This is a genomic window from Nostoc sp. (assembly GCF_041747015.1).
In the GTDB taxonomy this organism is placed as follows: domain Bacteria; phylum Cyanobacteriota; class Cyanobacteriia; order Cyanobacteriales; family Nostocaceae; genus Nostoc.
In genome coordinates, this window is the sequence record NZ_JBGTFY010000273.1 from 1 (window position 1) to 10,695 (window position 10,695).

Annotated in this window: 14 protein-coding genes and 1 pseudogene; 3 read left to right on the forward strand and 12 right to left on the reverse strand. The window is 41.1% G+C overall.

The features are described from left to right. Positions 1-126: 126 nt before the first annotated feature. Both ACEW80_RS22565 and ACEW80_RS22570 read left to right on the forward strand, forming a co-directional pair. Complete coding sequence (locus ACEW80_RS22565) at positions 127-768, forward strand: hypothetical protein (RefSeq protein WP_373528738.1); 642 nt, start codon at positions 127-129, stop codon at positions 766-768. An 11-nt stretch (positions 769-779) separates the two neighbouring features. Next, positions 780-1,598, forward strand: a complete 819-nt coding sequence (locus ACEW80_RS22570) for a pentapeptide repeat-containing protein (protein ID WP_373528739.1) — start codon at positions 780-782, stop codon at positions 1,596-1,598. Between the two features lie 217 nt (positions 1,599-1,815). Here the strand turns inward: ACEW80_RS22570 and ACEW80_RS22575 are convergent, their stop codons facing one another. From ACEW80_RS22575 to ACEW80_RS22615, 9 genes are all read right to left on the reverse strand, one after another. Beyond that, positions 1,816-2,073, reverse strand: a complete 258-nt coding sequence (locus tag ACEW80_RS22575) for a hypothetical protein (protein ID WP_373528740.1) — start codon at positions 2,071-2,073, stop codon at positions 1,816-1,818. Beyond that, a complete protein-coding gene (locus tag ACEW80_RS22580) occupies positions 2,051-2,272 on the reverse strand; it encodes a hypothetical protein (RefSeq protein WP_373528741.1) in 222 nt (73 codons plus the stop codon). The genes ACEW80_RS22575 and ACEW80_RS22580 overlap by 23 nt, the downstream gene beginning before the upstream one ends. A gap of 367 nt (positions 2,273-2,639) precedes the next feature. Beyond that, a complete protein-coding gene (locus tag ACEW80_RS22585) occupies positions 2,640-3,242 on the reverse strand; it encodes a hypothetical protein (RefSeq protein WP_373528742.1) in 603 nt (200 codons plus the stop codon). A gap of 45 nt (positions 3,243-3,287) precedes the next feature. Continuing rightward, positions 3,288-4,313 (reverse strand): glucokinase, encoded by a 1,026-nt coding sequence (locus tag ACEW80_RS22590; RefSeq protein WP_373528743.1) that lies wholly within the window; start codon positions 4,311-4,313, stop codon positions 3,288-3,290. 83 nt (positions 4,314-4,396) lie between these two features. After that, positions 4,397-5,044, reverse strand: coding sequence for a histidine phosphatase family protein (locus ACEW80_RS22595; protein WP_373528744.1), 648 nt, complete (start codon positions 5,042-5,044; stop codon positions 4,397-4,399). A gap of 240 nt (positions 5,045-5,284) precedes the next feature. Beyond that, a complete protein-coding gene (locus tag ACEW80_RS22600; protein ID WP_373528745.1) occupies positions 5,285-5,662 on the reverse strand; it encodes a hypothetical protein in 378 nt (125 codons plus the stop codon). Positions 5,663-5,710: 48 nt separating this feature from the next. Next, positions 5,711-5,968: an endonuclease NucS domain-containing protein gene (locus ACEW80_RS22605; protein WP_373528746.1), complete on the reverse strand. Its 258-nt coding sequence runs from the start codon at positions 5,966-5,968 to the stop codon at positions 5,711-5,713. Between the two features lie 65 nt (positions 5,969-6,033). Then, positions 6,034-6,597, reverse strand: coding sequence for a Uma2 family endonuclease (locus ACEW80_RS22610; protein WP_373528747.1), 564 nt, complete (start codon positions 6,595-6,597; stop codon positions 6,034-6,036). A gap of 33 nt (positions 6,598-6,630) precedes the next feature. Further along, the gene (locus tag ACEW80_RS22615; protein ID WP_373528748.1) at positions 6,631-7,362 is read right to left on the reverse strand and encodes an ABC transporter ATP-binding protein; all 732 of its coding nucleotides are present in this window, start codon (positions 7,360-7,362) and stop codon (positions 6,631-6,633) included. Between the two features lie 161 nt (positions 7,363-7,523). On the opposite strand from ACEW80_RS22615, the pseudogene ACEW80_RS22620 reads away from it, so the two are divergent. Then, positions 7,524-8,420: pseudogene (locus ACEW80_RS22620) on the forward strand (Rpn family recombination-promoting nuclease/putative transposase). A gap of 2 nt (positions 8,421-8,422) precedes the next feature. Here ACEW80_RS22620 and ACEW80_RS22625 read toward each other — a convergent pair. From ACEW80_RS22625 to ACEW80_RS22635, 3 genes are all read right to left on the reverse strand, one after another. Further along, positions 8,423-9,214 (reverse strand): ABC transporter ATP-binding protein, encoded by a 792-nt coding sequence (locus ACEW80_RS22625; RefSeq protein WP_373528749.1) that lies wholly within the window; start codon positions 9,212-9,214, stop codon positions 8,423-8,425. Positions 9,215-9,264: 50 nt separating this feature from the next. Beyond that, positions 9,265-10,221 (reverse strand): branched-chain amino acid ABC transporter permease, encoded by a 957-nt coding sequence (locus ACEW80_RS22630; protein WP_373528750.1) that lies wholly within the window; start codon positions 10,219-10,221, stop codon positions 9,265-9,267. 150 nt (positions 10,222-10,371) lie between these two features. After that, a partial coding sequence (locus tag ACEW80_RS22635; RefSeq protein ID WP_373528751.1) for a Uma2 family endonuclease occupies positions 10,372-10,695 on the reverse strand: 324 nt, incomplete at its 5' end.

Below are 10,695 nucleotides of genomic sequence, written 5' to 3' on the forward strand. Positions count from 1 at the left end.
TTTATCAACGGCAAAATTTTCCTATTTGGTGTTTTTTTATCCTTGACTTGTGGCTAAAATGCTGCAAGTTAGTAGCTGACATTTTGTAATAGATAACTTTTAACCTTATGACTGGAGAGCAAAATTTTGGGAATAGAACTACGCAGTTTCGTATTTCTCGACAATCTGCAACCCCAACACGCAGCATATATGGGAACAGTAGCCCAAGGCTTCTTACCATTACCAGGGGATACATCACTGTGGATTGAAATCTCTCCTGGTATCGAAATTAATAAGATTACGGATATAGCTCTAAAAGCTGCTTCTGTCCGTCCGGGAGTACAGGTAGTCGAACGACTGTACGGACTATTGGAAGTACATTCTAGCTCCCAAGGCGAAACGCGAGCTGCTGGTCAAGCCATTTTGGCGGCATTGGGAGTCCGAAGAGAGGAATGTCTCAAACCGCGTGTCGTTTCTAGCCAGATTATCCGTAACGTCGATGCTTACCAAACACAACTTATTAATCGCACGCGACGAGGACAGCTACTCCTAGCAGGGCAAACGCTGTATGTATTAGAAGTAGAGCCTGCTGCTTACGCTGCACTAGCGGCGAATGAAGCGGAGAAAGCAGCGTCGATTAATATTCTTGAGGTTCAAGCTGTAGGTAGCTTTGGACGGCTTTACTTAGGTGGACAAGAACAAGATATCTTAGCAGGTGCGGCGGGAGCGTTAGCGGCCATTGAAAGTGTCGCAGGTCGGGTAAATCCTCTGGGTGGGCGTCAGGAGTAAAGGAGAGAATAATGGCAAATCGAGAGCATCTAGCTTTACTCAAAGCAGGTGCAGTCACATGGATTGAGTGGAGAAAGAAAAATCCTCAGATTGAACCAGACCTCAGCGCCGCGAATCTGCAAGGAGACAACCTCAGAGGCGCAAACCTCCAGGGGGTAAACTTGAGCAGGGTGGATTTGAGTAATGCTTTACTTGTGCGAACAAATCTTAGTGGTGCTGACCTCAGTAGTGCTAACCTCTACAAAGCCTTCCTTGCTGAGGCTAATCTGAGCGGGGCTAATATCAGTGTTGCTAACTTGAGTGGTGCTATACTTACACAGGCAGATTTGAGTTATGCCAATCTGATTGGATCTGACTTGAGTGAGGCGGATCTTAGAGGTGCTGCGATCGCATCTGCTAATCTAATTGGGACTGACTTAAGAGGTGCGAACTTGAAAGATGCTGATTTGGGTGGAGCGAAGCTGATTAGGACTAACCTCAGCTTTGCCAACCTCATTGAAGCCAACTTGATTGCTGCCGACCTTAGCGAGGCAAGTTTGTACCAGGCGGAGATGTTGGGAGCTTATCTTTACAAAACTGAGCTACACAAAGCTAATCTGAACAAGGCTCATTTAAGTGGTGCTTACCTGCTCCAGGCTAACCTAAGTGAGGCTGACTTGAGTCAAGCTAATTTGAGTTGGGCTAATCTCAGAGGAGCGAATTTGGCAGGGGCCAACCTGAGAGGAGCCAACCTGAGAGGAGCCGACCTTAAGGGAGCTAACCTCAGTGGCGTAAATCTTCAGGAAGCAATTATGCCTGATAGCAAATCTGGTAGCATCGGCTCATATTAGTTGCAATAGAAAGTCCTCCATACTACCTTAGAAATCAATAGAGCGATCGCATTGCCGCTCACCTGGATAATCACGACCCAAAGATGATCTCTCACTACGCCTCTGTCGAAAGATTGAGGGCTAACGTCAAAGTTGTGCGGCAAGTAATACCGAAACGGAGCAAAAAGACTCTATTCTGTCCGCTCCACTGTGTTGTTAGCTAGCTTGTCGCAACGAGCTAATTCAAAAACCTCTCATATTCATCGTGATCACCGATCCAAATCCAATAATAATCGTCGCCCTTTTTCAAAGCTAATGCTCGATACCCACTACTAACACGGGCAGACCAAAGGTTTTTACCAACTTTTTTGAAATGCAACGAAGGATGAAGTGAATTTTCCTGCCAAAGTTGATAAGCTTTCCGCGCTTGCTCTTGCATCTCAGGTGACAATTCGCCATACGCTTTCCAAAAGTCAGCCGTCCCAAAGGACTTCATCCAGATCCCTCACGTTGTTTGCGGCAATGTCCTCTTCTGCTTGAGCAATGAGACGATCTAATTTTCCTGATGCCAAGTCTGCTTTGATTTGCAGATCCCACATCTCATCAAGATATTCTTGAAGCCATTTTCCCAGATTGCGAACTTCATCCTCTGGTAATTGCTTGATTGCTGACTCAACTTCTAGGCGGGTGTTCATCAGGTACTCCACATACTAAGAGCAAACTTGTATGCCCACTAATTATAGCTTAGAGGTCAGCGGCGCTAAAAGTTTAAGGGAACTTCGGGTTGAAGTGCTGTGCCGTCAAATATGGCTTCTATGGCTTCAAGTTCTTGGAGCATTATTCTTGAAAGGCTATAGTCTATCTTCCTTCAGTATAGCTGACCTCTATCTATGTCCTGCATGATTGGCAAAAGACCTAGTGATAGTAGGCAAACCCTCAAGCAGAAATGAGGTGCGTTAATGGAATGTAACGCACCCTACGCATATTTCAAAAATCAAATATGAGTCCTGTATTAGCCTTGCAATTGATTCCAAGGCTAATCTCGTAGAGGTTTTAGTTATCTCATTTTTTCAAAACTACATGGAAGGAATTTAAATACCCAGTAATGGTTTTAGCTAATGTCTTCTGTTGTTTTTTGGTGGTTATTGCCGTTACTTGATATAGTCTTCCTTCGGCAACATACATTCTACTTCTAGTGATTTTACCTCCAGAATTGATATACTCAATTTCTTTGCCAGGATGATTATTTGAACTACGAATATTTCTTTGACTAATTAAATTACTTTTCGTAGTCTTTAGAGCCATATCTTGTGCATTATTAAGTACAGCTTGAGGATCAGCCATTTCTCCATAACTATAAGGAAAGTCATTGTAAGTAACTATGTATGCTACCTCCTGCTTTGGTGGTTGAGCGACAAATATTTTTAAGGTAATTTCCCCCATGTAAGTTTTTTGGTATTGGGTAGCTCTGTTAGGGCTTCCCGGCATCAAAATAGTAAAGCGCTTATCTGGAGGCGTGAATAACTTCCATCGTGGCTGCACGGGTTGAGAAACGGTTGGTTTGGCAACAGATGCTGAAGGTTTGGGTTGACGTGCCTCCACCAAAATAGATCCACTACAGACAAAAGTAACGGCGATTAATGCCAACAGACTTTTGATTGTCATATTTTTTGCATTTTGAGATGCTGATATCACTGATGATGCTAGTTGTTATAACCTAGCAGCACATAAAGCAGCACCAATTAGTCCAACTTGTGGGTTGAGGATAATATACACGGGGATCTCTTCGAGGAGGGGGCGCATCCTGCCTTTTTGGGTGAAACTTAACAAGAAACCACTGTTTTGGATTAAGGGCAGAATTTTGGGGGCAATTCCACCAGCCACGTATAAGCCGCCGTAAGGTAGGAGTTTGAGGGCAAGATTTCCGGCTTCTGCACCATAAGCGTCTATAAATAATTGCAAGGTTTGTTCTGAAAGGCGATCGCGTTTTTGTAGTGCAGCTGTACCAATGGCAGCACCGGGATCGACGCTTTTCTCTTCTTGTCCTGCCTCTTGTTCCCAAGTTCTGATAACTTGGGCGATTTCTGGTGATTCGGTAGCAATTTTGCGATCGCGCAAAAATTGATAAATTGCGACAATTCCCAGTCCAGAAACTACCCGTTCCACAGAAACGCGCTGGATATCATGTTTATCTAACAGGTATCTCAACAACTGAAACTCTAACTCGTTTCGGGGAGCAAAGTCAGCGTGTCCACCTTCTGAGGGAAAGACTTGATAGTGGTGTCCCTGCTTAATTAAAAATCCTTGTCCTAAGCCAGTTCCAGCGCCAATAATCGCAACGGGGGCTTCGGGTTGAGATTTGCCAACTTGCAACGTCAGTAAGTCTTGTTTATGTAAACCTAAAATGCCATAGCCAACGGCAGCAAAGTCGTTAATCAAGGAAATGTGTGAGATACCTAATTCTTGTTCTAGACGTTCGGTATCCAGAAACCAAGCCAAATTGGTCAGCTTGGCAGTATTTTGTACCACTGGCCCAGCGATCGCAAAACAAGCCTTTTGTGGTATCTGTGTGTTAGCTTTAATCAAAAACTGCTGCACTATAGGTACTAAATCGGGAAAATCGCCACTGTGGAAACTTTCTTGATAAATAGTATCTGAACTTGGTGAATCTGATGTTTCAACCAATCGCAGAATAGTTTTCGTACCGCCGATGTCTCCTGCAAGTAATAAAGTCATAGAACTTATTCGCGGATTAATTACTTTTTAGTAGGATATACCTAACGTAGCCAAAGCCATAATTGCAAATCTCTGTCAGAGATTCAAGCAAAGCGAATAACTTCCTCTATATGGGTTAAATGGGAAGTATCTCCCTTTAGTTCTAACAACCATTTTGGGTCTTCGCGCACGACTTTTACCAGCGAACATAAAGAAGCCTTAACTTCTGTTTTGGCAATTTCCCCCACTAGTCCCATTGCTCCCCCCAACACAGATGCACCATGTGCTACTAGTAGGATATCGTGAGGGAAGAACTCAGTAGCTAAACATCTAGCAGTTTGCCCGGAACGTTCTCGCACTTTTTCGTGAGTTTCAGGGTATTTGGCGGCGACGCATGGAGTGTAGCCAATGTCAATCCTGGGAAATAACTTTGCTAATGCTGGAGTTGAGAGTCTTTCGGGTTCTTCCGTCATCCAAGCTGGATTTAGCCATTCACTTAAGCCTGTTTCCAATTTGATTGGTAAATCCATAACTTCTGCCACTGCATTTGCCGTTTGTACGGTTCGCAGGAAAGGGGAGGCGAAAATATGACCAATATTTTCTCGTTTCAATCGTTTAGCTAATTGTTGTGCCTGCACCATACCATCATCAGACAAAGGTGGATCGTAGCGTCGTTCGGCGGTGAGAAACCAATCGGGGTTTACGAAGTCGAGGCGGTTGGCGTGTCTTGCTATCCAGACTATTTGACTCATGGGTTTAATTATTCTGGTGAATAGAATTCGCCGCTAAACAAATATAGATATCTGCAAGGAGGGCTGCAAATATTAATATATGACAAAAATCGTAATAATATTTAATAATACCAATGATCAGGAAAAGTTATAAGTGCTGTCAATGTAGCTTTTACTAAAGCTTTTTAAGCCAACTATCTAAAGCAATATCGACTATAGTAATCTACTGAAATGTTTAAGATTGTAATAGTGAGACTTTGGCTACAGCCTTTGTCGCCATTTTTCTAAAGCTAAATCAACTAATCCATTTAGAGAATCATAGTGATCAAATTTATATGTATTAGGTCTTTCACCACCGTAATTAACAGGAAAATTATTTACATCAATCTCAAATAATTTTCTTTCTTCATATGTTAAAGGTTCAGAGTTATTAAGTTTTCTAGCTATTCTGTTTCTATCTTTAAAATGTTGATAAATAGGAATTTCTATTTTTGAAATTTTTTCATTGTCTAAATCTTTTATCTGTAAATAATAGTTAAACTCATCTGCTAAAACAGTAAATTCAAAAAAATCAATAGATAAATGATGATATTTTTTATCTATAAAATTATCTCGATGAAAATTAGGCTTAATTGCCATTAACTTAATAGGTTGCTGATAGTCTATTTCGTCTTGTAAAGGTTTTATTTACTGTAAAGCGTCATAATATCGAGTTAGTTGCTGAATAATATATCTGTCTTCACCGTTTTTTAATTCCAGCACTACTAGCTGTTTCTTCTCATTCAAGGCTAAAATGTCGCAAATTTGACCTTTGACATAATATTGTCGCTTGAGCGGAATTAATCCGAGAAGTTGCTTTAAATTCGCCCAAACAAAATCTTCTAAATCAGCTTCAGTCGCAAATTCCCAACTGTTACCTGTTTTTCTTAAATTAACGAAATCCATTATCTTGCTTCAGTAAATCACTACCTTTAGTATTCCCAAAGCTAGATATGAATTTATACAATTGTTTATAACTTCAACCATCCAAATAGTTGCCCTACAGTTAACTGAAGCTCACTGACTAAATCTGGAACTGGTAATATTTCTTGTGATTCTTGGAAAAGTTCTGGTTGCTGCTTTGGTGGATAGACTAAAACAGAACGCTCATCTGGATCAATCAACCAACCGAAGCGACTACCATGCTTTAAACAATGCAAAATATTTCCGGTTACTTTAGTCTGGCTTTGATCTGGCGAAAGAATCTCAATCGTCCAATCTGGATGTGCCTTAAAAACATTTGCCATATCTCCACGTTCATCTATAGGAATCCGTTCCCAAGCAAACACAGCTACATCAGGCACAATTGAACGCCCACCAAAAGTACAGCGCAATTCGGGGAAAGCCAGGGCAACTCTTTGAGGTTTGGCTACAGAATTGATATTAGTGACTAGTTCACCCTGAAGAATACTATGTTTTCCTTGAGGCATTGGTTTTTGAATAATTTGACCGTTAATGTATTCATTAGCTGGTTTGGTTTCTGGTAGTTTCAGAAACTCTTCTAAAGTTAGGGGTTTAGTTGGTGATTTTACCATCTGGTTGTACCTTCCAAGTTTTAATTTAATTAATTACCCTAAATAAGCTTTTTTAACTCGCTCATCACTAATTAATTCTGACGCTGCGCCTGTTAAAGTGATAGAACCAGCTTCTAAAACATAACCGCGATCGGCAATTTGTAGAGCCAGGTTAGCGTTTTGTTCAACTAATAGAATAGTTACTCCTGTAGCACGGAGATTTTGAATAATTGAGAAGATTTCCCGGACGATCGCAGGTGCTAAACCTAAGCTAGGCTCGTCTAAAAGTAACAGTTGTGGTTTACTCATTATAGCCCGAGCGATCGCTAACATTTGTTGTTCACCACCGCTAAGGGTTCCTGCTAATTGATTGCGTCTTTGTGACAAGCGGGGAAATAGCTCAAATTGGCGCTGAATATCTGCTTTTATCTCAGCTTGATTAGAGCGAATATAAGCACCCAAAAGTAAATTATCAAATACTGTTTGCCGCGCTAATACTCTGCGTCCTTCAGGACAATGGGCGATACCAAGTTGTACAACCTCGTGAGCTTGGCGGCGGGTAATATTATGTCCATTATAGATAATCACGCCACTCTTAGGATTAACTATTTTAGATATGGCGCGGAGTGTTGTAGTTTTACCAGCACCATTAGCACCAATTAGAGTAACTACCTCGCCTTTTTGAATAATTAAATTAATCTTTTTCAGAGCTTGGATACCGCCATAATTTACATCAAGTTCTTGAAGTTCTAAAATTGTATAGTTTGCTTTACTATCGGCGTTCATCGGCGGTTTACATCCAGAAATGTTGAATGCTGATTCACAATTTAACATACATCAATATAGGCGTAGTCCGTCGTAGACACCGCAACAAAAAAGAAAGTAGCAACGAAATACTGCAATTCTTGTAGTGTATTATTAATTCTGATCAGCATATTAAGCATCCTGTGGCAAAAGCAGCAGATATAAGTAGTAAGCGACTGATTAGTTTAGCTCCCGATGCATGGGTACAATGGGTAACACAGCGTCCCGAAGTGGTGGCTAAGGAAATTCTCGGCTCAGAGTTTCAGTGGATTAGCCGCGAAACAGATGTGTTAGTGAAGGCATACAGTGCTACCCACGGAGATTTTCTCGTACTCAACGAACTACAGTTGCGTTATACGGCACATATGCCTCTACGCATGAGAGCTTATGCAGCACTAGCACAAGAGCGCTACCGACTGCCAACTTACCCAGTACTTATTAACATCTTGCCGCCCCCATCCACCTTAACTATTGTCAATAGTTACGAGCAGGAATTTTTGGGATTACGCGCCATCCAAGATTATCGCGTGATTAATTTGTGAGAAATCGATGCTGAGATAGTGTTTGGGCAACCATTACCATCGTTATTACCCTTTGTGCCAATCTTGCGAGGAGGAGGAGAAGCATCAGTTGTGCGACGCGCTTTACAGCTGCTACGAGCAGATGCACAGTTGAACCAGTTAGAATCATTGCTGGCATTTTTTGCTAGCTTTGTGTTAGACACGCCCTTAGTACAACAAATCATGAGGTGGGATATGGCAGTATTACGAGAATCGCCTTGGTATCAGGAAATTCTTGCTGAAGGTGAGCAACGTGGTCTTCAGCAAGGTGTACAACAAGGTCTTCAGCAAGGTGTACGACAGCAGTTAATACGGGTATTGCGAAGACGTTTTGGTGAAATTCCCCACGAGTTAGAAACGAAACTTGAGGGTAAAAGTGTGGAAGAATTAGAAAATTTAATGGATAGCGCGTTAGCGGAGCTTACCGGAGGTATCGCTGTGAGTTCTTTAGAAGAATTTGTGAGTATTATGTCTACATAAATTCAATCATTTCCCAAATAAGCTTCAATTACAGCTGGGTCATTTCTGACTACAGATGGTTTACCCAATGCAATCAATTGACCAAAATCTAATACAGCAATGCGATCGCACAAACCCATAACTAATGGTACATGGTGTTCGATCAAGATAATTGTCAAATGGAAGTCATTGCGGAGACTGCGAATAAATGCACTAAGTTGCTGTTTTTCATTAGGGTTCATCCCCGCAGCTGGTTCATCAAGAAGTAATATTTGCGGTTTTAATGCTAAAGCGCGGGCAATTTCCAAGCGACGTTGATCACCATAGGCAAAGTTTTTAGCTTTTTCGTCAGCGCGATCGTTTAATCCTACCAAATCCAATAAATCTAAAGCTTTCTGCTTAGTTTTAAATTCTTCACTAGGCGCTGGTGGTAATCCCAAAACTCCTGTGATCATATTACTTTTAGTGTGTAAATGTCGGGCAATTATCACATTTTCCAATGCCGATAATTCCCCAAACAACCTGATATTTTGGAAGGTACGGGCGATACCTAAAGCAGCAATTTGATGAGGACGCTGTTGGGAAATTTCTGCACCTTGATAGATTAATTTACCGCTAGAAGGTGGAATGAAGGCAGTAATCAAATTAAACAGTGTTGTTTTGCCAGCACCATTAGGGCCAATCAGTCCAAATATCTCATATTTATTTACACTAAAAGATACATTATTTACCGCCACTAGACCACCAAAGCGGCGAGTCAATGCTCTTACTTCTAAGACAATACCATTGTTAGATGTTGGAATACTGTATGACATTTTTGCATATTATTATGAATATAAAACGCAATAACTCTCTAAAACCCTTATTACTTTGCGCCCTTTGCGTCCTTGGCGGTTCGTTTTTTCATGATTTTGCGCCTTGAAAAAATATCTGGAGTAATTAGCCCTTGGGGGAAAAAGATTGTACCTATTACTATTAATAAGCCAAAAATAATTAATCTCCCATCTCGCAAAAACTGTGCTAGCCAATTAGGTAAACCACCAGTATCAGCTATACTTCGCAGAATCTCTGGTAAAGCTGTAAATACCATACCTCCGACTACCGGCCCTAAAAAAGTTCTCGAACCGCCAATCAAGACAAAAGTTAAATATATAATACTGGCATCAAAAGTACCTTGACGAGCATTCCAAGTATTGAGGAAGTGGGCGCTAACTGCACCTACAACCCCTGCAAGCATAGCCCCTAATGTAAACGCCAAAACTTTGTAATAAGTGGGATCAATTCCCATTGCACTCGCAGCTAATTCATCTTCGCGGATGGCGATAAAAGCCCTTCCAACGCGGATGCGTTCTAAACGATAAAGTAGCACCATACTAATTAATAATAAAGGTAAAGCAATCCACAAATATTCAATTTGTGTTTGGAAAGGTTGAGGAATACCAAAAATCCCGACAGCACCACCTGTAATATCCAAATTGAGGGAGATGACGCGCAGAACTTCCACAAAAGCGATAGTAGCGATCGCTAAATAAATTCCTCGCAACCTTAACGCCGGAATGCCCACTACTACACCCAATAAACCACAAATTACACCAGCAATTAACATCTCCAATAACAACAGTGGAATAGGAAACAAACTACTGCTAGATATAAAAACTTGTGTGGATAAAATCGCTGCAATATACCCACCTAAAGCATAAAATCCCGGACTAGCTAAAGACAACTGTCCTGTCATTAGGGGTAAGTAGAGCGATAATCCTACTAGCGCCCCCAATACCATAGAGACAATTAGAGAACTGTAAATAGCAAAAAAATCAACCATTTTAAAACATTTTAATTAAGCTTAATTAAACTATCGCTTTTATCAACTATAGCAATCCTATTTGATTTGTGAAAATCGTTAGGCTCAGATCCCCGACTTCTCCAAGATGTCGGGGATCTTGTTGTTCACGAATGATTTAGGATTGCTAAATTAAGCTGTTAATATTTGCTCTGCTGTCAGCGCCAATTCCGGAAAAGTTCGTGACACAATTCGTTCTGTATCTCTAAACTGTGTGCGTTGGTATTTACCCTCAGCATCTAAGAGAAAAACAAATACAGCCGGAACTTTTGGATTTCCTAGATACTCTCTTAGCCCAATTGCCAAATAATCTACAATCCAATATTCTGTAATACCTAAGCGTTGATATTCATCCAATTTATCAATGTAGTCATCTTCCCAATTAGTTGATGTCACCTCTATAGCTAACTGGATGGGTTCTTCAAGTGCAGCATAAGCAGAACGATTTGAGCGCCA

What these genes read in the sequence shown, in the direction of transcription:
- ACEW80_RS22570 (WP_373528739.1), top strand. Translation starts at nt 780, where the DNA reads ATGGCAAATCGAGAGCATCTAGCTTTACTCAAAGCAGGTGCAGTCACA.
- ACEW80_RS22575 (WP_373528740.1), bottom strand. Translation starts at nt 2,073, where the DNA reads ATGAAGTCCTTTGGGACGGCTGACTTTTGGAAAGCGTATGGCGAATTG.
- ACEW80_RS22580 (WP_373528741.1), bottom strand. Translation starts at nt 2,272, where the DNA reads ATGAACACCCGCCTAGAAGTTGAGTCAGCAATCAAGCAATTACCAGAG.
- ACEW80_RS22585 (WP_373528742.1), bottom strand. Translation starts at nt 3,242, where the DNA reads ATGACAATCAAAAGTCTGTTGGCATTAATCGCCGTTACTTTTGTCTGT.
- ACEW80_RS22590 (WP_373528743.1), bottom strand. Translation starts at nt 4,313, where the DNA reads ATGACTTTATTACTTGCAGGAGACATCGGCGGTACGAAAACTATTCTG.
- ACEW80_RS22595 (WP_373528744.1), bottom strand. Translation starts at nt 5,044, where the DNA reads ATGAGTCAAATAGTCTGGATAGCAAGACACGCCAACCGCCTCGACTTC.
- ACEW80_RS22600 (WP_373528745.1), bottom strand. Translation starts at nt 5,662, where the DNA reads ATGGCAATTAAGCCTAATTTTCATCGAGATAATTTTATAGATAAAAAA.
- ACEW80_RS22605 (WP_373528746.1), bottom strand. Translation starts at nt 5,968, where the DNA reads ATGGATTTCGTTAATTTAAGAAAAACAGGTAACAGTTGGGAATTTGCG.
- ACEW80_RS22610 (WP_373528747.1), bottom strand. Translation starts at nt 6,597, where the DNA reads ATGGTAAAATCACCAACTAAACCCCTAACTTTAGAAGAGTTTCTGAAA.
- ACEW80_RS22615 (WP_373528748.1), bottom strand. Translation starts at nt 7,362, where the DNA reads ATGAACGCCGATAGTAAAGCAAACTATACAATTTTAGAACTTCAAGAA.
- ACEW80_RS22625 (WP_373528749.1), bottom strand. Translation starts at nt 9,214, where the DNA reads ATGTCATACAGTATTCCAACATCTAACAATGGTATTGTCTTAGAAGTA.
- ACEW80_RS22630 (WP_373528750.1), bottom strand. Translation starts at nt 10,221, where the DNA reads ATGGTTGATTTTTTTGCTATTTACAGTTCTCTAATTGTCTCTATGGTA.